At 67.4% G+C, this 20,941-nt stretch carries 20 protein-coding genes and 4 pseudogenes; 14 read left to right on the top strand and 10 right to left on the bottom strand.

The window, feature by feature from the left end:
* Window positions 1-92 precede the first annotated feature (92 nt).
* Window positions 93-476, bottom strand: a pseudogene (locus ACIPSA_RS48760) (hypothetical protein); the annotation flags it as partial.
* Between the two features lie 560 nt (window positions 477-1,036).
* Here ACIPSA_RS48760 and ACIPSA_RS48755 point away from each other — a divergent pair.
* The 4 genes and pseudogenes from ACIPSA_RS48755 to ACIPSA_RS48740 form a co-directional block, all read left to right on the top strand.
* Window positions 1,037-1,237, top strand: a pseudogene (locus tag ACIPSA_RS48755) (MarR family transcriptional regulator); the annotation flags it as partial.
* 62 nt (window positions 1,238-1,299) lie between these two features.
* A complete protein-coding gene (locus tag ACIPSA_RS48750) occupies window positions 1,300-1,599 on the top strand; it encodes a hypothetical protein (protein ID WP_402648062.1) in 300 nt (99 codons plus the stop codon).
* A 779-nt stretch (window positions 1,600-2,378) separates the two neighbouring features.
* On the top strand, window positions 2,379-2,690 hold the full coding sequence (locus ACIPSA_RS48745; RefSeq protein ID WP_354968862.1) for an EthD family reductase: 312 nt from the start codon (window positions 2,379-2,381) through the stop codon (window positions 2,688-2,690).
* 109 nt (window positions 2,691-2,799) lie between these two features.
* Window positions 2,800-3,669 carry a PhzF family phenazine biosynthesis protein gene (locus tag ACIPSA_RS48740; protein ID WP_402648058.1) on the top strand — a complete coding sequence of 290 codons (870 nt, stop codon included), beginning with the start codon at window positions 2,800-2,802 and terminating at the stop codon, window positions 3,667-3,669.
* Between the two features lie 88 nt (window positions 3,670-3,757).
* Here the strand turns inward: ACIPSA_RS48740 and ACIPSA_RS48735 are convergent, their stop codons facing one another.
* Both ACIPSA_RS48735 and ACIPSA_RS48730 read right to left on the bottom strand, forming a co-directional pair.
* Window positions 3,758-3,853 carry a hypothetical protein gene (locus ACIPSA_RS48735; RefSeq protein WP_402648066.1) on the bottom strand — a complete coding sequence of 32 codons (96 nt, stop codon included), beginning with the start codon at window positions 3,851-3,853 and terminating at the stop codon, window positions 3,758-3,760.
* 29 nt (window positions 3,854-3,882) lie between these two features.
* Window positions 3,883-4,212, bottom strand: a complete 330-nt coding sequence (locus ACIPSA_RS48730; protein WP_402648056.1) for a hypothetical protein — start codon at window positions 4,210-4,212, stop codon at window positions 3,883-3,885.
* Between the two features lie 115 nt (window positions 4,213-4,327).
* Between ACIPSA_RS48730 and ACIPSA_RS48725 the strand changes: the two genes are divergently transcribed.
* From ACIPSA_RS48725 to ACIPSA_RS48705, 5 genes are all read left to right on the top strand, one after another.
* Window positions 4,328-4,918, top strand: coding sequence for a TetR family transcriptional regulator (locus ACIPSA_RS48725; RefSeq protein ID WP_402648053.1), 591 nt, complete (start codon window positions 4,328-4,330; stop codon window positions 4,916-4,918).
* Between the two features lie 845 nt (window positions 4,919-5,763).
* Window positions 5,764-7,017 (top strand): group II intron reverse transcriptase/maturase, encoded by a 1,254-nt coding sequence (gene ltrA, locus ACIPSA_RS48720; RefSeq protein ID WP_402648051.1) that lies wholly within the window; start codon window positions 5,764-5,766, stop codon window positions 7,015-7,017.
* Window positions 7,018-7,400: 383 nt separating this feature from the next.
* Window positions 7,401-8,150, top strand: a complete 750-nt coding sequence (locus ACIPSA_RS48715) for an SDR family NAD(P)-dependent oxidoreductase (protein ID WP_402648048.1) — start codon at window positions 7,401-7,403, stop codon at window positions 8,148-8,150.
* 77 nt (window positions 8,151-8,227) lie between these two features.
* The gene (locus tag ACIPSA_RS48710) at window positions 8,228-8,542 is read left to right on the top strand and encodes a hypothetical protein (RefSeq protein WP_402648045.1); all 315 of its coding nucleotides are present in this window, start codon (window positions 8,228-8,230) and stop codon (window positions 8,540-8,542) included.
* Between the two features lie 246 nt (window positions 8,543-8,788).
* Window positions 8,789-10,393 (top strand): FAD-dependent oxidoreductase, encoded by a 1,605-nt coding sequence (locus ACIPSA_RS48705; protein WP_402648042.1) that lies wholly within the window; start codon window positions 8,789-8,791, stop codon window positions 10,391-10,393.
* Window positions 10,394-10,501: 108 nt separating this feature from the next.
* Here the strand turns inward: ACIPSA_RS48705 and ACIPSA_RS48700 are convergent, their stop codons facing one another.
* The 3 genes from ACIPSA_RS48700 to ACIPSA_RS48690 all read right to left on the bottom strand — a co-directional run bounded on the left by ACIPSA_RS48700 (window position 10,502) and on the right by ACIPSA_RS48690 (window position 14,560).
* Window positions 10,502-11,422 (bottom strand): hypothetical protein, encoded by a 921-nt coding sequence (locus ACIPSA_RS48700; protein WP_402648040.1) that lies wholly within the window; start codon window positions 11,420-11,422, stop codon window positions 10,502-10,504.
* A 143-nt stretch (window positions 11,423-11,565) separates the two neighbouring features.
* Complete coding sequence (locus tag ACIPSA_RS48695) at window positions 11,566-13,158, bottom strand: oleate hydratase (protein WP_402648039.1); 1,593 nt, start codon at window positions 13,156-13,158, stop codon at window positions 11,566-11,568.
* Window positions 13,159-13,585: 427 nt separating this feature from the next.
* Window positions 13,586-14,560 carry an LLM class flavin-dependent oxidoreductase gene (locus ACIPSA_RS48690; RefSeq protein ID WP_402648036.1) on the bottom strand — a complete coding sequence of 325 codons (975 nt, stop codon included), beginning with the start codon at window positions 14,558-14,560 and terminating at the stop codon, window positions 13,586-13,588.
* An 87-nt stretch (window positions 14,561-14,647) separates the two neighbouring features.
* Here ACIPSA_RS48690 and ACIPSA_RS48685 point away from each other — a divergent pair, with 87 nt between their 5' ends.
* The gene (locus ACIPSA_RS48685) at window positions 14,648-15,430 is read left to right on the top strand and encodes a helix-turn-helix domain-containing protein (protein WP_402648033.1); all 783 of its coding nucleotides are present in this window, start codon (window positions 14,648-14,650) and stop codon (window positions 15,428-15,430) included.
* On the opposite strand, the gene ACIPSA_RS48680 is transcribed toward ACIPSA_RS48685, so the two are convergent.
* The 3 genes from ACIPSA_RS48680 to ACIPSA_RS48670 all read right to left on the bottom strand — a co-directional run bounded on the left by ACIPSA_RS48680 (window position 15,409) and on the right by ACIPSA_RS48670 (window position 17,587).
* Window positions 15,409-15,615 carry a hypothetical protein gene (locus ACIPSA_RS48680; protein ID WP_402648032.1) on the bottom strand — a complete coding sequence of 69 codons (207 nt, stop codon included), beginning with the start codon at window positions 15,613-15,615 and terminating at the stop codon, window positions 15,409-15,411. The two genes, ACIPSA_RS48685 and ACIPSA_RS48680, sit on opposite strands and share 22 nt — an antisense overlap.
* A 252-nt stretch (window positions 15,616-15,867) precedes the next feature.
* A complete protein-coding gene (locus ACIPSA_RS48675) occupies window positions 15,868-16,287 on the bottom strand; it encodes a hypothetical protein (RefSeq protein WP_402648030.1) in 420 nt (139 codons plus the stop codon).
* 307 nt (window positions 16,288-16,594) lie between these two features.
* Complete coding sequence (locus ACIPSA_RS48670; protein ID WP_402648027.1) at window positions 16,595-17,587, bottom strand: ArsR family transcriptional regulator; 993 nt, start codon at window positions 17,585-17,587, stop codon at window positions 16,595-16,597.
* Window positions 17,588-17,757: 170 nt separating this feature from the next.
* Between ACIPSA_RS48670 and ACIPSA_RS48665 the strand changes: the two genes are divergently transcribed.
* The 3 genes and pseudogenes from ACIPSA_RS48665 to ACIPSA_RS48655 all read left to right on the top strand — a co-directional run.
* On the top strand, window positions 17,758-18,189 hold the full coding sequence (locus ACIPSA_RS48665) for a peptidoglycan-binding protein (protein ID WP_402648024.1): 432 nt from the start codon (window positions 17,758-17,760) through the stop codon (window positions 18,187-18,189).
* 517 nt (window positions 18,190-18,706) lie between these two features.
* The gene (locus tag ACIPSA_RS48660; protein WP_402648022.1) at window positions 18,707-19,039 is read left to right on the top strand and encodes a sensor histidine kinase; all 333 of its coding nucleotides are present in this window, start codon (window positions 18,707-18,709) and stop codon (window positions 19,037-19,039) included.
* A pseudogene (locus ACIPSA_RS48655) lies at window positions 19,036-19,227 on the top strand (response regulator transcription factor); the annotation flags it as partial. The gene ACIPSA_RS48660 and the pseudogene ACIPSA_RS48655, both read left to right, overlap by 4 nt.
* Window positions 19,228-19,344: 117 nt before the next feature.
* On the opposite strand, the pseudogene ACIPSA_RS48650 reads toward ACIPSA_RS48655, so the two are convergent.
* A pseudogene (locus ACIPSA_RS48650) lies at window positions 19,345-19,857 on the bottom strand (Tn3 family transposase); the annotation flags it as partial.
* Window positions 19,858-20,011: 154 nt separating this feature from the next.
* Here ACIPSA_RS48650 and ACIPSA_RS48645 point away from each other — a divergent pair.
* Entirely contained in the window at window positions 20,012-20,854 is an 843-nt protein-coding gene (locus tag ACIPSA_RS48645; protein WP_402648019.1) for a PhzF family phenazine biosynthesis protein, read from the top strand.
* Window positions 20,855-20,941 lie beyond the last annotated feature (87 nt).

The following is a 20,941-nucleotide window of genomic DNA, read 5'->3' as shown; positions in this document are numbered from 1 at the left end:
ATCGGCATGACCGGGAGCCTTCCAGCTCACCCACCCCACCGCAAGGCTCACGAGGTAACTCAAGACGAGGCGAACGTTGCCTGATGCGGCACTAGCCAGCCACTTGCGTCCCGGAATGCCTCCTCGGCACTCAGACGAGTCCTGTCGGCGAGGATCCGGGCGATGTCTCCGTCAAGCCGGTCGAGCACGATCTGGGCACGGGCGAGGGCATAGCGTTCCCAACCTGGCATCCCGGCCCCACGGAACTCGGTGAAAGTGAGGATGACGAGGTCGAGTTCGGCGCTACGGTGGCCCGCGAACCGGGTCAGATCGGTCCTGGCGTCGTCGGCGACGACCACGTACAGGTCGTGGTCGGAGTACGGGGTGATCATGCCGTCGTGGGCTTGGGACCCTTTGAGGACGATGCCGATGACAGCTGGATCAGCGGTAGCGAGTTCGATGAACGCGTCGTAGGTGAGGGGCTGCTGAGCAGTCATGGTGTGGAGCTCCGGTGGGGTGACGACGGGTATGCCTTCTGGGGCGACCCCGTTACGAGGCGCCCCGCACCGTCCGCGGCTGCACGTGGCTGCCGCCCGGAAGATCAACGCACATATCGACTCTATCGCCCGGCTGGGCCGTGACGCAGTGCATTGGGAGACGTCGGGAAGTCAGCAATACCCTGGGGCAGCTTTCGGCTCCGACGGGCCACCTCACTGCGTACGTGGCTTTGACGTGCCCGGCTGACCAGGGCCCGGCGGCGGAGGTGCTGACGCCGAGTCGGCGCTGGGCAAGGCGGCGCGCATCTGGGTGCGGAGGAGTAACTGTTTGGAAGTCGGCGTCAGCGTGAACTACTGGGTCGGCGGTCTGCGGTGTTGCGCTTCGATGCGGGCGACTCCTGGACCCAGCGTGCCGAGGAGTTCTTCGCGATCGCTCCCGGCGTCCAGAACCGCTGGTGGCTGCCCAGAGCCGCCGCCGTCGGGATCTCGGTGGCCAGTAGATGGGCCTGCTCACTCGGCCGCAGCCCGGTGCGAACCATCTCGTCGCAGAACACGGCATTGCTAAGCGGGTCACGCTGGTGTGTCTGACCGAGGCCGGCGCGTCTTACGTCCGGGCGCGGCGCCGGGCGGGCGTCCATGCGTTTGCGGGGTTGATCGACAAACTCGCTGACGACGAGGTCGAGGCCTTGGTGGCGGCCCTTCCGGCGCTGCTACATCTGGCAGCGCTCGAGAGCCAAGATCGAGAAGGGCGGAAGCAGTGACAGGGTGGTTACTCGGCGGGGTCACTGCGAACTCCGCCGGAGGCTCCGGGTGGATATGGGAGATGGCCGCCGAGACCACCGGGCTCGATCCGGTGACGATCAAGGCGTTCCTGGCCTTCGGGATGCTGCTCAACAACGGCGCCGCGCTTCAGATCGCCGAGCTGGACGAGCCGTGGGCGGAAGGGGCCCGGACTCGCATCCGTCCCGGCCTGTTGGACCACATCACACAGCGCACCCGCCTTCGACCTCACCCTGCTCCTGAGCCGGATCCGGGACCGAAGCCCTCGGAGGCACGTCGATGTTGTCGCCAAATAGTGAAGCTTCGCCGTCTTCGAACGTGCTGGTCAGCGGGGCTGGCGTGACGGCCCTTGACCGTGCTCGTGCTGTTGGTGGGCGGGAGCCTGCGGTCTTGATCGTCTGACGGGGCCGTGTCCCCGATTCCTCCACTGCGCCGTGCGCGCATCTCCGGGTCCACGACCAGGCCGGTGTCCTCAAGCGCGTCGGGCAGCGGGACCTGGGAAATGACGATGAGGCCTTGTTCCTGCCAGGCGATCAACTCCGCGCGTACCCGGCGGGGGATGTACCGGTCAAGGCCGGTGAACGCGTCGATCATGTCGTCGCGCTCGGCGCGGCCGGCAGCCGGGTCCTCGCCAGTGCCATGCAGGACAGCACGGGCATGCTGAAACGTGTCGCCGCGCCCCCGCAGCGGGAACATGGCCACACCTTCGGCCTGGAGCTGCGCGCGCAGGGCCCTCGAACTGGAACTGAAGTCCGCGGGACGCACCCGCAAGGGGTGCAGCCAAGGTACGGCGGAAACCGGCAATAGGCTGAGCGGCCCGCGGGTTTGCGCTGGTGAGGGCAGGGGTTCCCGGATGTGATCGATCTCAGCCCTCGGCGTAGTTGATCTTTTGGTACGTTCCTCGATCCGTATGGGTTGATATTTACGGGTCTGGGGTTGTGGCGTGACGTCGATCGAGCGGACCGCGTATCCGCGGTTCAAGCGGTTCCTGTCGGCCCGGGAGTTTGCACGTGTTCTACACGCCGCAGACGGAGGAGATAGCGTGGGCGAGTGGGCAGGTGCGGTCGGACAACCACCTGCTGGCACTGATGGTGCAGCTGAAGTGTTTCAACGGAGGTCGTCATGCATAAGTTGGTGGTCCTGTATTCCAAGCCCGCCGACCCTGACCACTTCCGCGACTACTACGTGACCAACCACCTTCCGCTGGTCATGAATCTGCCCGGCCTGCTTGCGTGGCGCTACAGCTTCGACGTGGCGGCGACCAAGGGAGAAGCGCCGTATTTCGCGGTCTTCGAAGGCGACTTCGCTGACGCCGCCGCCATGGCCGCGGCGCGGGCGTCGCCGCAAGGCCAGCGGGTGGCCGCCGATGTCGCCAACTACGCCACCGGCGGTGCGGTCATCATCCACTATCCGGTGCAGGACGGCACCGGCTGAGGCAGGCCGGTACGCTCCGGGACGCGTTCGGTCGGCCGTTGCGGCCAGGTCCGGCTATCGGCGGACGCCGTTCGCCGTTGCCGGTTCGTTGAGCATCAAAGGTGGGCCGATGTCCTGGCCGGATGTCACGGTGGTTGATGCGTGCGTGCGGCGCGACGGCCGGGGCGGTAGCCCCACGTCCGTCACCGACGACGACCCGGCGGCGACGGACGCGGACCGGCGTGCGGTCGCTGCTGCGGCCGGCACCTCGCACGCGGCGTTCCTCGGCCCGGGGCGGACGCCGGACGGTGGCTGGCCGGTCCGGTTCTTCACCGCCACCGCCGAACTGTCCGGCTGCGGCCACGGCACCGTTGCCGCGCAGGCCGTCCGGTTGACCCGCACCGCGCTGGGCGAGCTAAACGACCGCCAACACACCGGCGGGCGCACGTTCGACACCGTCGCGATCCGCCGCCCCGCCGGCATCGAGGTGTGGTTCGACCAGGGCCTCGTCGCGCTGCGTCACCCGGCACCGGACGAGCGCGCCGCGATCGTCGCCGCGCTCGGGCTCACCGCGGACGATCCGCATCCGACCGACGCGCCACGGGTCGCCGCGCCCGGCGCACCACGCATGCTGGTACCGGTCCACGACCGGTCGGCGCTGCTCCGAGTCTGCCCACACCTCGGCAGGCTGACAGCGGCGTGCCAGCGGTACGGGCTCCTCGGCTGTTTCGTGTACGTACCGCCGGTGGGCGACCGACCGGGTGCGGCGCGGATGTTCGCGCCGGCGATCGGTGTCGACGAGGACGTCGCCAACGCCAACAGCACCGGCTGCCTGGCCGCCCACCTGCTCGACACGACAGGGGCGCAGACGGTCGCGATCGAGGTGGAGCAGGGCGACACCCTCGGTCGACCGGCCAGCGTGCTCGCTTCGGCCCGACGCGGGCCGGCGGGCATCACGACCCGGGTCGGCGGGTTAGCGGTGGTCCGCGACGGACACTGAGGCGACGACTAGACCGTCCTCTTCTGCGATCCGCGCATGGGGCTGGGGCTGTCCGCTGCGGTCAAGCGTTGGCACCCGGTGGCGGCCGTCAGCGGGACGCGGTGTCGAGGGCGCGGCTGAGTGTCCATCGGGAGACGCGCAGCTTGGCGGCGACGACGCTTCGGGTTTGTCCGGCGCCGAGCAGGATGCGGGCGTCGGCGATATGTTCGGAGGTCAGGGCGCGAGGACGGCCGCCGACGCGGCCTCGGGCGGCGTCGCCGGCGTGGCCAGGTAATCGCCGTGTTCGAGGTCCTCGAGCAGTGTCGGGTGGGTGGGCGACCAGCCGAGCAGCTCCTGGGTGTGAGTGCTGGAGACGGGTCCGTCGAAGCCGTAGGCGGTGGCCATGAACGGGCTTACGAAGTGCGTGGCGGCCTCATCGCGGGCCAGCGAGACCGTGGGCAGACCCAGACTCCGGGCGATCGTCTCCGCGATGCTCTTCAGGGTGACGCCGTTTTCGGCCACTCCGTGCAGCACGCTGCCTGCCGGGGCCTTTGCATGAAACACTCTCCCACTTAACGCCAGTGACTGGCACTACGTAGCGCCGGTCGCTGACCTTAGGTAGCGCCAGTGACTGGCGTCAAGTAACGCCAGTCACTGACACATGCGGTATTCTCGGGGGGTGCCACGGAGCGGAGCAGAAGCGCGCCGCCGCCTTCAGCAGGCGGCCCTGGAGCTGTACCGGGAACGCGGGTTCGACCAGACCACCACAGCCGAGATCGCCGCCCGGGCCGGCGTCAACGAACGCACGTTCTTCCGGCACTTCCCGGACAAGCGTGAGGTGCTCTTCGACGGCGAAGCCGACCTGCGCGCCGCACTGATGCAGGCGGTGGCCGAAGCGCCCGATGGTCTGCAGCCGCTCGAGGTGCTGCTCTGCGCCTTGCGGAAAGCCGGACGGATCCTTGAGGAAAACCGCCCGTTCTCCGAACCGCGATTGGCGATCATCGCGGTGACACCAGCACTCCGCGAACGCGACTTGGCCAAGGCTGCGTCGCTCGCTGAAGCCGTAGCGGAGGCGCTGCGGCAGCGCGGTGTCGCCGACCGGCTGGCCGGCCTGGCTGCTCAGACCGGCTGGGCCACCTTTCACCACGCGGCCCAAGCCTGGATCGACGACCCCTCACAGAGCTTGGACGCGCATCTCCTCCAAGCCTTCGACGATCTGCGCAGCCTCTCCGAAACCGCCCTACCAACACAGGCACGGCCTGAGAGTTGACATCGCCCCGCCCGCGATCAATCGATCATCGCGAGCGAACCGCGGCACGGCCGCTCTGCCCGCAGCCGCTCGATTCCCGAGTCCACGCCGACCCAACGAGCCGTTGGCTGGGCTGCCCCCACCACGTGGCCCTGGTGCTGGCGCGCTATCGGGCGGCCCCTCCCGCGTGGCGCCCGTCCGCAGATCAGTGTGGGACTGCCTGGGGAATCAAGCCGAGCAACTCTGGAGCCACCGGATCAGGGGGTGGGGAGATTCAAAGGTCCCGTGTGCCACGAATGCGAAAGGAACCGTATGTAGGAACAGTTCTGGAAGCAATGCTGTGCAAGTCATGAAGGTCTGGCCCTTCGGAGCCGCCCTGCGGGGGGAGGCTTCAAACCACCACATGCTGCGAGAACGGTGACGCGATCGTGGTGAGCGATGTGGAGAAGGCGCCCGAGAGGCGTCAGGTGGGGATCAGGAAGACGAACGCGAGTGAACCACTGATGAAGTGTCGTTATTGAAATTTAGGTGGCATCAAAACCGGGTCCACGGGATTGGGTCCGGGATAAGCCTGGCGGGTGCCCGTCTACTGGCCAGGCGGTGTCCGGCACGGAGGTGGCGTGAGCCTGGTCCGCTGGTCTTGCACGGAACGTGGGAAGGCACGCTTCGACACTGCTGCCCGCAGAGGGCTGCGAGAGGGAGACCCCCGAGCGGCTGAACCGCGAGGGGCTGAGTACCGGCGCGGAGCGTGCTGGCGGACCGGCCCGTAGTAGTGCCGAAGCCCCTGTAACGGGGGTGGAGCGAAGGGGCCGGGTCATCCGTGGCTGTGTGCGTTTGGTCAACCGGACGTTCTCCGGGAGGAGCCGATGGACAAGCTGAAGTCACTGAACAAGCCGTTCGACATCTCCAAGTGGGAAGTACTGGAGGCGTATCGGGAGGTCAAGAGGAATCAAGGGGCACCAGGGGTGGATGGGCAGTCCCTCGAAGACTTCGAAGCCGACTTGAAGGGCAACCTATACAAGATCTGGAATCGAATGTCGTCGGGGACGTACTTTCCTCCTCCGGTGCGTGCGGTGGAGATCCCGAAGCAGCACGGCGGCGGCACGAGAATGCTCGGCATTCCCACGGTCGCCGACCGGGTGGCGCAGACCGTAGCGGCCCGGCATCTCGGGATCCGAGTGGAGCCTGTATTCCACGAGGACTCCTATGGATACCGGCCGAGAAGGTCCGCGCTGGATGCGGTGGAACGATGCCGGCAGCGGTGTTGGGGAAAGGACTGGGTGATTGATCTCGACATCCAGAAGTTCTTCGACAGCGTGCGCTGGGATCTCATCGTCAAGGCCGTGGAGGCTCACACCGACGCCGTTTGGGTGAAGTTGTATGTTGATCGGTGGCTTCGTGCGCCGCTTCAACTGCCCGACGGCTCCTTGCAGAAGCGGGACCGAGGGACCCCGCAGGGTTCTGCGGTCTCGCCCGTGCTGGCGAACCTGTTCATGCACTATGCGTTCGACATGTGGCTCACCCGGACGTACCCGAGTGTCCAGTTCGAGCAGTACGCAGACGACGCGGTCGTGCACTGCGTCAGCGAGCGCCAGGCCCGCGAGGTCCTGGCCGCACTCGCGAACAGGATGGACGACGTCGGGCTGCGGCTGCATCCAGACAAGACCCGGATCGTGTACTGCAAGGACGGAAACCGACGCGGCTCCTACGAGCACACGTCGTTCACCTTCCTCGGGTTCACCTTCCAAGCCCGCGGGGCGCGGAACAGGAAAGGCGTGAACTTCACCAGCTTCCTGCCCGCGATTAGCAAGGACGCCCAGAAGAAGATCAGCACGGAGCTCCGCTCCTGGCGGCTCCACCGGCAGATCCACCTCACCTTCTTCGACCTCGCACGTCGCATCAACCCGATCGTGCGGGGCTGGATGCAGTACTACGGAGCGTTCTACCGCTCCGCGCTGCATCCCCTCCTCCAGCGCATCAACACCTACCTGATGCGCTGGGTCCGCAAGAAGTATCGGCGGCTCCGACCGTTCAAGAGAGCCCATGCGTGCTGGAAGCGGGTCACGCGTCAGTACCCGAGGCTCTTCGCCCAGTGGGCATGGACACCGGGGTTCCGGTGATCAGGAGGACAAGAGCCGTGTAACGGGAGACCGTTACGCACGGTTCTGTGGGAGCCCGGGGGTGCGATTCCCCCGGGCGACCCGACCATCATCCGGCCGCCCTGCTGACTTCGTCGGCCCAGTCCGGATCCTCGTCGTCATGACCGGCACGTCCGGGAACTGCTTGCGCAACTCGGCGGTCCTCCGGTTGCGGTACCCCGGTTCGGGTTCTTTACTAGTAGGTACAAAACGGACTGAACCAGGTACTTCGTGAGGTGGGGTGCCGGGGGATTCAGGGGGCGGCGGGGCCGTCACAAGATGGCCGAGCATCGGTTGCCACGTGTTGGCGCGCTGCGCTTTCAGCAGGTCTCTGGATGAGTTACCTCAAGGAAGAAGTGGACATCATGGGACAGCTCGATGGCAAGGTCAGTCTGGTGACTGGCGGCTCGACCGGGATCGGTCTGGCCATAGCCGGTCGGTTCGCCGCCGAGGGCGCCACCGTGTACCTCACAGGCCGACGCAAGGCCGAGTTGGATGCGGCCGTGGAAACAGTTGGGGAACGGGCCGTCGGCGTCCAAAGCGACGTGTCGAATCTCGACGATCTCGATCGCCTTTTCGCCACCATCCAGGACGGCAGCGGACGGCTGGACGTCGTCGTTGCCAACGCCGGTGGCGGTGGGCTGGCGCGGTTGGGGGAGATCACCGAGGAGCAGTACCGTTCGACCTTCGACATCAACGTCAAGGGGACGATCTTCACAGTCCAGAAGGCACTCCCGTTGCTGCCGGACGGGGCCTCGGTGATCGTACTCTCGTCCACCAACGCGTCGATGGGCGTCCAGGCAATGACCGTCTACAGCGCCACCAAGGCCGCCATCCGCAACCTGGCCCGCACCTGGGCCGCCGAACTCGCGGGCCGCGGAATCCGGGTCAACGCCCTCAGCCCGGGCCCGATAGAGACCCCCGGCATTCGCGGTATGGGCAGCCAGGCGAAGGGCGAACAGCAACTGGCGGACAGCCTCGCTGAGGAGATCCCCCTCGGCCGGATAGGCCGCCCCGACGAAGTCGCCGCCACAGCCGTCTTTCTTGCCTCGGACCAGAGCTCCTTCACCACGGGAGCCGAACTCTTCGTCGACGGCGGCCTTGTCCAGGTCTGAATCCGACCACCAGCGGCCGACATACGCCGGCGTAGCACCGAAGAGGGCACCCGAAGATGGTAGGAGAGGACCGGCTCATGACCTCCGATGAACTCTTCGACCGTGTCGCCGATCGGCTCACTCCTCTCGGCGTCACGACTGGAATATTGTTCGGTAAACGCGCCCTCAAAGTCCACGGCAAGGCCTTCGCCTGCCTCAAAGGGGACTACCTCGCCTTCAAACTCGGCGAGGGAACACCGGCGCACACGAAAGCCCTGGCCATTCCCGGCTCCGAGCTCTTCGATGCCTCTGGCAAGAACCAACCCTTCAAGGACTGGGTCGCAGTTCCCCAGACGCACGCCGATCAGTGGCTACGCCTAGCCAAGGCCGCGCTCACGAGCCTCACCCCATAGCCCAAGCCCATAGCCCCGTCGAGCCTCCCTATGAAAGCGGGAGGCCGGTGCAGGATGACGGAGTCGGTGTGCCGTGCGAAGGTTGACCCGGGGCGGGCCGCCCCCGGCTGCACGGCTGGCGCGTCAGCGCGGGCTCCGGTTATTGGTGCAATACCGTACGACTCAGGGGAGCTGATCATGCCCTCGCGAAAACCAGGCCGCCGTATCTGGGGTGATAGAGCATATCCTCGCCTTGAGGACAGTCAATTGGCTCGCCTTTTCGAGTTTGGCGTTCCTCAAACCATCTCCGCAGGGCAATTGATATTCCGGTTGGGAGATGAGAAGTACGACCTGGTGGTAATCGATCAGGGTTGGCTGGAAATCATCAAGGAGGCCACTCCGGGCTATCCGGAGGAGGTTATCGTTGCATTCGGTCCCGGAGAATTTATTGGTGAGCTCAGCATTCTTACCGGACAGTCTGTGAATCTCCCTGCTCGTGCCGCTACTGATGGCCTCATATACCGAATTCCACCTGACCGGTTTCGCTTGTTGATGGAAACTGAGACTGCGCTCTCCGGCATCCTTCTTACTGCTTTCAGGGCCCGACGTGAAATTCTGATGGAGTCGGCCTCGCACACCATCGAAGTCATCGGGAGCGCTTCTTCAGCCGAGTGCATGGCGTTGCGGTCGTACCTCGAACACATGGCACTTCCGTATCGATGGCTGGACGACAGCGCGCCTGACGGATCGCTATTGATGCGGCTCGCTTCGCTCACCGTAAGTGACTTGCCTGCTGTTCTTCTTCCGGGGCATTCCCTGCGTCACGCCACGCCCGGAAGCCTTGCGAAGGATCTGGGACTATCACATGAAAGAATCAAGGATGAGGAGGTGGACCTTGTTGTCATCGGGGGCGGTCCCGCTGGGCTGGCTGCAGCGGTGTATGGATCATCAGAAGGACTCAGAACGATTCTGTTTGACGCCGTGGGCCTTGGAGGCCAGGCTGCGGCCAGTTCCCGCATCGAGAACTACCTGGGATTTCCTGACGGTGTCAGCGGTGCAGAACTGACCCGTCTTGCCGCTGTGCAGGCGCTCAAATTCGGATCTCGCCTCTACTCGCCTTCACGTGTCGTAGGCCTCCAGCCCCTGGACGACCGGGTACAGATTTCCCTGTCCGACGGTATGAATATTCTTGCGCGTGCCGCAATTATCGCAACCGGTGCTCACTACCGGTCGCTTCCAATTGCCCGCTGGAAAGATTTCGAAGGCGCGGGAATCTACTACGCTGCGACTGAGCTAGAAGTTCGGTCCTGCGCAGGCAGATCGGTGGCTGTGGTGGGAGGGGCAAACTCTGCCGGGCAAGCCGCACTGTTCCTGGCGAGTAAATCAAGTGCAGTGAACATCATCCTGCGCCGCGACGACATCGGGGCCCGCATGTCCTCGTACCTTGTTCGCCGACTTCTCGCGGATCCGCGCATCGCAGTGCATACGTCGACCGAAGTGACAGCACTCGAAGGAAAAGATGTCCTCGAGGCCATCAGGATCAGAAATTCTGCCACTGGTGCCGAATCTCTGCTGGGATGCAGCGGGCTTTTCTGCTTCATAGGTGCGGCACCGGCAACCGATTGGCTGAATGCTGCCTGCGCGGTGGACAAGAACGGATTCATATACACTGATGTTCAGATTCGCAGCGAAAACCTGGGCCCGTCCTGGCGGAAATTGCAACGTGCCCCTCTTCCCTTCGAAACGAGTATTCCCCGTGTATTTGCCGCAGGGGATGTACGACACGGGTCAATCAAACGTGTTGCCGCCTCGGTCGGCGAAGGGGCCTCTGCGGTATCGTCCGTTCATCAGGTCATAGGGGTTCCTGTCTGACGGCGAGCGGGCGGCCGGCACCATCATGGGAGCTCTGGCTAACTGGCTCCGAACGGTGCGGGCCGCCGTGGCGGTGGTTGTGCGGACAGTACGCGTGTCATCGGTTCATCACACCTCCTTGTGTCGTGCCTGCGGTGCGGTCGGCCACACCGCGGTGAGCAGGGTGAGGCCGAGCGCGGCGAAGAGCAGACCGAGCGCCGTCATCCCGGCGGCCTGCCCAGCGGACGCGTTGGGGACGTTCCGCAGCCATGCACTGATCGCCATGGCTGCGACGGCCGGGCCGATCAGGGCCAGCCAACCCGACAGCGCCATGGCGACCTTGCGGGCCCACGGGCGGCCGTGGCGCATCCCGGCGATGGCGGCGATGGCGGCGGGCAAGCCCACGCCGAGGTCGAGCAGGGCGATGGTCCAGAAGTAGCCGGGGCCCTCCTGGTAGTCGGCGGCCGACGGGTGTGTTCCGGCGGCGTCGAGGATGGCCGGCACGTACCGCGTGCAGGTCACGATCGCCAGGAGCGGGATCAGTACTCCGCCGGTGAGGCGTTCCCGTCGGCCGGGCGGCGTCCAGGTCGCCGGGTTGATCTGCTGCCAGGCGAGCAGGGCCGTGGTCCAGCCGAGGACGAACAGCGCCAGCTCCAGCGGGAAGAACGCCTCGCTGTTGCCGTCGTAGCGCAGGTACTGCGGTCCCAGCACGTACTGCGGAACCATGTACGCCGTATAGACGCTGGGTGCGAGGGCGAGCACGCCGCCCAGCGGGTGCCGGCGCAGTACGAGGACGGCGGCGCACACGGCCACGGGAGCGACGACCGCGACCGAGAAGACGTCCAGGGCCACGAGCTGGCTCATGAGCGCCCCATGGCCGGGGATCGGGTAGCGGATCGCTGTGAAGCCGACGGGGCCGAGCAGCGTGCCGGCCACGAGCAACGCAGCGAGGACGAGCAGCCCACCGCCGAGCAGCTGGCCAGGCGTGTGCGCCCTGGTCCGCGTGTACGGCGTTTCGCAGGTTTTTTGTCGGATGGGTGGGTCGCTCATCGCACACCCCGTTTCCTCTCACGTCGGGCAGCAGGTCAGGTCGCCGAGCAGCGTTTGACGGCTCCCAGTCCCTTCCGACCGCCCAGCGGGCGGAAGGGACTGGCCCACGTGGGAACCACGCAGGACGGTGCGGCTCTGTGTGTTCAGGCCAGGGCGGCTGTGAGCACTTCGAAGGCGGTCCGCGGATCCGCCAGGGCGTGATAGATGCCGGGTATCTCGTGGTCGTCGAGGCCGAGCAGGCCGTAGACGGCGTGCATGGCGCCGCGCACCGAGTACTCGACGGTGAAGACGACGTCCTCCGGGATCTCCGTGAACTGGCCCAGGAAGGCGAAGTTCGTCGCGCCGCGCGGGATGACCAGCGGCCGGTCGTGCGTGGTGCGCGGGGCGAACTGGCTGGTGATGTAGGGCATCATCACCGGGATCACCGTGGTGGTCGCCGCGGCCTGCTCCTCGATGTCCGACAGGCCCAGGTGGCCCAGCAGTTCGGTGAGGATCTCCCGGCCGGTGGCCTCGGCCATCGGCTTGCCGACGAAGTCGCCCTCGCGGTCGACGAACAGGCCGTAGCCCCACAGGGTGTACACGTCCTCGGGCTGACCCTCGAAGTGCGGGGAATGCGGCACGACGATCGACATCAGCCAGTTGGAGTCCTTGAACGTCATCAGCGCGCCGGTGCCGGGCAGGTTGCCGGACAGCTCCTCGATGCGGTGCAGCAGCAGCGGGCTGCGCATGGTGAGCGTGAAGGACTCCCACTTGGCCTCGTCCACGTTGCCGTTGAACGCCGTGGGCCGGCCGAAGTCGTCGGCCTTGCCGGCGATGGCCTCCCACAGCCGCCAGCCCCCGTCGCGCTTGGCGCGCACCAGTTCGGGGGCGGCCGTGTCGCTGCCGTAGGCCGCGTCGGCGGTCATCGAGCCGAGGGTGAGGAACGCGTACTCGTCGGCGCCGAGTTCGTAGGAGTCGCCCTGCCCGGCCCGGTCGAGGTGCAGGCGGGTGGCCCGGCGGGTGCCGTCGTCCTCGGTGGTGAAGTCGACGTCGCTGACGCGCACACCGTGCTCGAAGCGCACGCCGCGCTCCTCGAGCCAGACCCGCGTCGGGCGGATGATCGAGTCGAACTGGTTGAGGCGGGTGCGGCGCACACCCGCCAGGGTGTGCATGCGGGGGAACTCCTGCATGAACCGCAGCAGATAGCGCTTGAGCTCGATCGCGCTGTGCCAGTTCTGGAAGGCGAAGGTGGTGCGCCACATCGCCCAGAAGTTGGTGGCGAAGAAGTGCGGGGAGAAGAAGTCCTCGATCCGGCGGGCCCCGATCACCGACTCGGGCAGCACCAGCAGACGCGTGAGCTCCAGCCGGTCACGCGCGTCGAGACCGTAGTCGGCAGCGTCGAGAATCACGGCACCCTTGCCGATCAGGCGGGCCTTGGCGTCGGTGGGCCACTTGGCGTTGAACTCGGTGATCTCCTCGCGCACCGATACCGACTCGTCGGTGAGCGTGGGGATCGTCTCCAGGAGGTTCCACAGGCACGTGTACGCCTCCTCCTCCAGCATCCGGCCGCCCCGGGTGACGTATCCGCCGGGCTCTCCGCGACCGTCCATCGAGCCGCCGGCGACCGGGAGCTCCTCCAGGATGTGGATGTTCTCGCCCGGCAAGCCGCCGTCGCGGATCAGGAAGGCAGCCGCCGCGAGGGAGGCGATGCCGCCGCCGACCAGGTAGGCGTGGGATGGGTGCGGAGCGTCGGTCATGACGTCCCTCCGTTTCTGCCGGCCCGGTGTACGGGCGGCCGACTGTGTTCACAATCCCGTGCACCGCACCGTCCGCCGTGATGCGGACGGCGTGGCGCACAGGGCGTCTCCGCTGTGCTCAGGCCGATCGCGGCCAGGTGCGGGTGGTGCTCAGTCAACTCATGGGGCGATCGCGTCGGCAGGGGCCGGTCGTCCCTGCCCGCGTGCCGAGGGGCCCGGGCCGGGCGGTCGCTTTCCGGCGCCGGCCGTGACGCCCTCACCGGTGTGCGCGCCGCCCGTCGGTCAGAGACCGCATCCTCGCTCCGTACGTGGCCGCATCGATCCGACCGCAGTGCAGCAGCCCCACCGGCCGCGCCTCGGCCCTCTTGTGATCTCGGGATGCATCAGCCGCAGCCGGAACAGGACGCCCTTCGCGGCTGGGCCGGGCTCAGGAGCCTTCCAAGGCAGCGGCGTGATCCGCTGCCTTCTGTACGGCGGGTATCAGGTCTGCTATCCGTTCGAGTTGGTCGCGCTGGGAGCGCAGGTCCAGGGCGCCGAGCCGTGCGACGATGTGCCGGACGCCGGCGGCGACGTACTGTCCCAGCCGCTGGAGCACTTGGTCGGCGGAGCCGGTGACAACGGCCTGGATCCTCTCCAGTTCCTCCAGCGGCATGCCGTATGTGGCCCGTGCGTAGGCGTCCAGTGCTCGACGGCCGCTCTCGGTGTCGTCGTCGATCCGTACCGAGACGAACAGCGCGGGGGTGATGTCCTCGGCTGCACGCCCGGCGTCGGCCGCCGCTCGGCGGACATGGCTAAGGCCGGATGCGTAGTCGGCGGGGTCAGGCGGGTAGGGCAGCCATCCGTCGTACGTCCGGCCGGTGCGCGCCAGCGCCGCGGGGGTCGCGCCGCCGAGCCAGATGGGCGGGCCGCCCGCTTGGTACGGCCTGGTCGTGGGCGGGATGTCATCGAACTGGAGGATCTCGCCGTGGAAGGAGTCGGCGCCGTCCCATAGGGCCCGCCACAGCGCGACAGTCTCGTCCAGGCGGGCGAAGCGTCTTTCCCACGGCAGCTCGGACAGCCTGTAGAGGGGCCGCCCGAAACGGCCAGGAAAGCCGGCGCCGACCGCCACGGTGAGCCGGCCACCGGACAGCACGTCGATCGATCCAAGTGACTGCGCGGCCTGGATCGGCCGACGCAGGAACGGCATCAGTGCAGCCGTACCCAGCGTCACGGTCTCGGTCGCCGGGGCGAGCGCGGCCAGCATCGTGAGCGCCTCGATGCGCGGGCTGATCAGGGAGTCGTTGACGAAGAGCGAGGAGAGGCCCAGGCGTTCGGCCTGGCGGCCGAGGACGACCAGCTCGCGAGGGTCGTCGGCCGCACCCCACTGGGCGGTTCCGGTCGGAAGCAGTACACCGATGTCCATGTCGGCGATGTTCACGACAGGTGCGCGAGGCGACAATTCCCTGGGGGGAATGGCCTGGGACCCTCCGCCTCCGTTACAAACAGGTCCGTGGACTTCCCTCGTGCGCTTCGCGAACGGCGTACCCGCCGTCATCTCAGCCAGCTCGACCTGGCGCTTCGGGCGGGCACCACGCAGCGCCATCTCAGCTTCATCGAATCGGGCAGGTCCGTCCCCGGCCGGAACATGGTCGTGCGCCTGGCCGAGTCGCTGGAACTGCCGCTGCGGGAGCGCAACGAGCTGCTGCTGGCCGCAGGGTACGCACCGGCCTACCCCGAGAGCGCACTCGACGACCCGGTGCTGGCTCCCGTGCGCACGGCAATCGACCACATCCTGCGCGGGCATCTGCCGTATCCGGCGCTGGTGGTGGACCGCGGCGGTGACCTGATCGCCGCGAACACCGCATTCGACCTGATCACCGAAGGTGCGGCCCCCGAGCTGGTCGGCCCGGGCACGAACATCTACCGTCTTGCGCTGCATCCCGACGGCCTGGCTCCCCGCATCCGCAACCTCGCCGAATGGGCCCGCCACATCCTGGCCCGCCTCGGCCACCTGGAAGAGTTGCGCGCCGAGCTCACCGGGTACGTTCCCCAGCTGGATCCGTCCGCCGGGCCACTCGGTTTCGCAGTTCCGCTCCGCCTGCAGTCCTCGTACGGTGAGCTGCGCCTGATGACGACCGTGACCACCTTCGCCACCGCCGTTGACGTAACACTGGCCGAGCTGAAGCTGGAGGCGTTCCTGCCCGCCGACGCGGCGACAGCCGAGGCACTCTCGGCGGCCGCCGGGCCAATGGGCGCCTCTGCTACTGGGGATCAGGCCCCCGGGAACATGTAATCGGCCTTGATCCGGCCGTCGTCGTCGAGCACGAGAATGTCCAAGCCGTCGCCCACCACTTCGTCGGTTTCGGCGGACACCGTCTCCCAGCCGAACTTGATCACGCCATTGAGGCGTACCGCATCGGCGCGGGCCCGGAAAGTGAATCCCTTTTTCTCGACGAACCGCTCGTAGCTTCGCGCCACTCGGGCCTCGATGGCGTCGTACCCCTGAGCCTCCAGACTCGTGTGGCCGAAGCCGAGTTCTTACCGGCGTCGGTGTCCTGGTCCGCGCGGTGCACGTCGGCGGAGGTCTTGATGGTCTGGGATTCCAGCACGCACGCGGAGGGCTCGACGCTTCGGCCCTGGGCCTCGCGTACCGGGCGTCGCAGCAGTCCGGTGAGCTGTTCGAAGGTGCCGTCCTCCTGTCTCGGCGAGGGCTGACCGGGCGACAGTTCGTCAGCGATACGGCTGCCAGTCGTCTCGGTACGCAGTGGTGCTCCCGGTCACTCGCCAGCAACGGCTTCGCCGGGTCAGGGTCCAGCCCTCCGGTGCGCGCCGCGCGGCGCCGATCCATGAAGCGAGTTCGGGAAGGGCGTGTTGCTGCAGGGCGCGGCGGGCTACAGCCCGCTCGGTAGCCGGAAGCGGGGCGACGCAGATCCGCACGCTGTACCACAAGGCGGGGTGGATGCCGCTGCCGTAGTTGGAGGAGATCGGTGGGATCCACTCGACGTGCAGGAGAGTCCCGTCGTCGTGTGGGCGGTTGTCGAAGCCCAGGTCGGCGGCATTGGTCACCTGCTCACCGAGAGCGGAGCGGATGTCCGATGTGGTGAGCGGCCACGACAAATCGCGCGGCAGACGGCGGTTACGGGCTGGCACGGGCCTCAGGATGGCAGAATCCGTGGTGGAAGCGCGTGTTGATTTTGACCCGGCCCCGCCGCGACTGCCGGTCGACCGTCGATGAGACCGGGTCGAAAATTCGTAGAGCCGGGGTAGACGACCATGCGAGCGGCGACTTCGGCGCGCATGGGAATGTGGGTCTTTTGTGGTCGGGCGTGGGGCCTCTGGTGAACCGCGTCCTCAAGCTCGGTGGGATCCTCTATGTCACCTTCACGCCCTCGTCGAGGAGGGCCTTGGGGCCCTTGCCGAGGGCTGAGGGGCCCGGGTCTCCGGACATGCGAGGCGGCTACAACCCTGCGGGTCTGCCCATGCGCAGCAGGGAGGCCCCGAGAGGGGTGAGGGTGTGCAGCACGGAGGCCGCGTTACGCCGGGTGCTGATCAGGCCGGCGTCGCGCAGGGCGGTGGTGTGCTGGCTGGCGGCCGACGCCGAGATGCCCGCGGCCCGCGCCAGTTCGCCGGTGGTGGCACCGGTCGCGGTGGAGCGCAGGACGATGGCACGGGTACGGCCCAGGAGGACGGCGAGCGGCCGCTCGCTCCGGTTCCCGACGGCTTCGGCGGCGGGCAGGGGGTGCAGCGGGTAGACCAGTACCTGTGGCAGTAGGGGGTCCGAGAGCGCGACCGGTGTCCGCCAGCAGAAGTACGAGGGAACCAGCAGCAGGCCGCGCCCGCCGAGATGAAGATCGCGGTCCACCGGGTACTCGACGTGCAGGACAGGAGCCCGCCAGCGCATCATCGTGCCGAAGCTGCCGAGCAGCCGCTCCACCCCGCCGTGCAACAGGGCGCGGCAGCGGGTGTGCCGGTCGCTGTCGAGGCGGGCGCGTATCTGGTCGTCGTACGGGGCGATCGCGGCGTTGTAGTAGTCCTTGAGTGCCGCGGCGAGTTCTTCGCGGTTCTCCTTCTCGGCGAGACCGGTGAGCCACAACGGTGCGCCCGTCGGTTCGCGGGCCAGACGGCTCAGTTCGTCGCGGACCCGGCTCGGCGGAGTGTCCACGATCGCCGCAAGGCCGGCGGAGAGTCCGAGGGAGGCCTCGGCGGGATTGAGGAAGTCGGGGAAGTAGGCGGCTCTCGGGAACAGCGGCAGAAGTCTCCTCGGCAGGGCCCGGTCGAGCCCTTTCTCGCTCAGAGCTGCGAGTGCGCGGCGATGCCAGTCGGCGTATGCCCAGCGGCCCTGGCGGGTTTGGAAGCGGTGCAGACTGAACGTGATCTCCCACAGCGGGTCCGGGGCGGCGGCCACGCGCGTGCGCGCTAAATCAGCGTCGGTGAAATGAATACGGAGCATGCCGTTCCCCCCGTGCGGCCTCGGCTTTTAAGTCCGGGCGACATATCATTGCCAGTTCGCGGCACCGCTGGCAACATCCTTCACGAACAGAATTCGGCCATTTGTTTCAGGCTGTAAGTAATTCGGAGAAGAGATCTTTTCCCCGTCGAGGACGACACGAGGAGATCAGCATGTCCGTCAGCACCAAGTTCGCCGCAGCGTGCGCCGCTACCGCCCTTGCGGCAGGCCTCGGCCTGACCGCCGCCGGGACCGCGGCCGCCGCCCCGGCGTCCACGTCCGTGAGTGCCTCCAAAGTGCAGGTCAAGTCCTGGTCGTGCGGCTACTACAGCGGCACCGCCGAAACGGTGTACGGCAACAACAACGACCGGGTTCGCGAAGTCCAGTGCCTGCTGGTCTACGTCTGGGGCTGGAACCTCGGCTCCACCGGCCCGAACGGTGACGGCGTGGACGGGGACTTCGGCGGCAAAACCCTCGCGGCTGTCAAGGGATTCCAGACGTGGGACAACAACAGGGGGTGCAGCATAAAGCTCACCGTCGACGGCCGGGTTGGAACGCACACCTGGAGTGCGCTGCGCTCTGACAGCGGTTGTCCGACCGTCTGAGTCGGAGCGCATCGAATTCAGGTGTCCTGGCCATTGAATTAAAGGGCATCTGATCCAAAACCGTCACCCTCAGCAAAACAAGCCGTAACACCCGGCAGGGACGGGGACCCACGAGTAACGCTCACGCCCTGAGCACACAGGAGCGGGGGCCATGTAAAGCGAGAATCACATGAACAGGAAGAGGCCCATCGCCCGAGTTGCGACAGCCTTGGCGGCTGGGGCGATGGTGGCCGCGGCCTTGACGGTCGGTATCTCATCCCCGGCGTGCGCCGCGGCTCCGCCTACCGTCACCCGGGCAGCCGCGCCGTTGTCCGGGAGGAGTTCACTCGCGGAAGCGACAACGCGTTGTGGCACCGGTGGGAAAACGGCCCTATGACACCAGTTCATGGAGCGGTCGGGTGAGTCTCAGTGAGGCAATAATCTACAACCCCTCGGCAGCAGGCAACGCGGACTGTCGTCTGGATCCATTCGTGATCGGTGCGCGCTCGCCGGGCTTGACGAGCTCGACCGGCTGACCGTGACCACGGGGGCGGAAGGCGTGGAGGTGGACGTGCGGTGGCTCGGCGTCCCGAATCGGCTGCCGACGACGGTCGACCACGCGGCGTTCCGGATCGTCCAGGAATCGGTGACCAACGTGGTGCGGCACGCCGGTACCGGCCACTGCCGCGTGGCGATCGAGCACCGTCCCGACGCGCTGACCATCGAAGTCACCGATGACGGGCGCAACGGCACCACCGGCGGGGACGGCTACGGCATCTCCGGAGTGCGTGAACGCGTCGCATTGCTGGACGGATGGTTCAGCGCCGGGCCACGCCCCGAGGGCGGGTTCCGGCAGGGGGAGGGGCGATGAGGGTCCGCGTCGTCCTCGCCGACGAGCGGGAGCGGGTCCGCGCCGGACTGCGGATGGTCGTGGACGCCACGCCCGACATCGAAGTCGTCGGCGAGGCCGGGACGGGCGCGCAGGCCGTCCGGCTCGTCCGCGAGCTGCACCCGGACGTGGTGGCGATGGACCTGCGTATGCCCGGCATGGACGGGGTGACGTGGCAGCATCCTCAGCCGACCCGGCACCCTGACACGGACCCGAGCGGGCGTGGTCACCTCGGGGGCTCGACGTTGGCCCATTGCGGAGTGCCCGTCGACCCCGTCGACCCAGCAGGCCGGGACGGCGGCGCGGAAGCTGTAGCGGTCGCGACAGTTGAGATTCGCGTGCCGCAGCGGGGGCAAACGGGCGACGTCCTCGTCCAGGAGGTCGTGCTCTCCATGGTCGGCGGGCAGTGCCCGCAGAGTGATGACGGCAGCGCCCAGGCAGCGGGTGGTCCACAGAAGCGCGGCGCTCAGGACCAGGCCGAGCGCGCCGAGTTGGTCTTCCAGACCCTCGCGGTATCGCAGCAGGTGGAGGGTCTCGGCGATCCGCCCGTACCCGGCGAACGCGGTGCCCAGCGGGGTGGGGCGTTCCTCGCGGCCGAACATCCGCAGCAGGTCGTAGGCCCGCACCTGCCCGGTGACCAGGGAGCCGGCCACCCGCAGTATGCCCCGGCCAGTGCGTGACCACCTTGTTCAGGTTGACCTTGTGGCCGGCGGCTCCAGTGGTCCGCAACCGTCGGCGCCCACTCCGGGCATCTCCACGCGCCAGAACCGTTGGTCCGCCAGGTCTTTGAATCGGGAGGACAACCCCTACCTCAGGTCCCGGCCGATCAATCCACTTTGTTGTGACTGGCTCTGTCCTGGCCGTGCGGACTCCCGTTGGGATGGACCGGCTTCCGCCGAGGGGTGGGACACGCAGAAACCGCTGCAACCGCTACCGAAAGGTCCCTCGATGACCATGCCGCGTACACGATCGTTCGTGCAGGTCGACGTGTTTTCCACGAGCCCCTATCGTGGCAATCCGGTCGCGGTCGTTCTGGATGGGACGGACCTGGGCGACGAGGAGATGCAGCGTGTGGCGCGGTGGACGAATCTGTCCGAGACCACCTTCGTGCTGCCTCCCACCGTCCCGGAGGCTGACTACCGGTTGCGGATCTTCACGCCCGACGGTGAGCTGCCGTTCGCCGGGCACCCCACGCTCGGCTCCGCGCGTGCCTGGCTGAGTGGCGGCGGCTTGCCGCAGCACGCCGACCGTGTCGTGCAGGAGTGCGCCGCGGGCCTGGTCACCGTGCGCCGTGGCGAGGAGACTCTGTCCTTTGCCGCCCCGCCTCGTGTGCGTGAGGGCACGCTCGACGACGAGTACCTGAACCGGATCGTGGCCGCGTTCGGCGTCACGCGTGACCGAGTCGTGGCCCACCAGTGGGTCGACAACGGTCCCGGCTGGGCCGTGGTCCAGTTGTCCACGGCCGAGGAGGTCATCGCCCTCGAACCTGACTTCTCCCTCATCCCGACCGCGATGGTTGGGGCGATCGGGGCCTACCCCCACGGGGCTCCGCACCACTTCGAGATGCGTACCTTCGCCCCGGGCGTCGGTGTGCCCGAGGACCCTGCGTGCGGCAGCATGAACGCCGCCGTCGGGCAGTGGCTCACCTCCACCGGCGCTGCTCCCTCCGCCTACCGGGTCTCCCAGGGCACGAGGCTGGGACGGGCCGCAAGCATCGAGGTCACCGCCGATACGGACGGCACCGTCTGGGTCAGTGGCGCCGCCACCGTCTGCATCCGCGGCACCATCATCCTCTGACCGTCCCACCGTCCCACCGTCCCACCGTCCCACCGTCCCACCGTCCCACCGTCCCACCGCCCGCGCTCCGGCGGCAGTTGCCGGAGC

The organism is Streptomyces sp. NPDC086549, from assembly GCF_044746205.1.
GTDB lineage: Bacteria > Actinomycetota > Actinomycetes > Streptomycetales > Streptomycetaceae > Streptomyces.
This window is presented reverse-complemented; position numbering and strand designations above follow the sequence as displayed.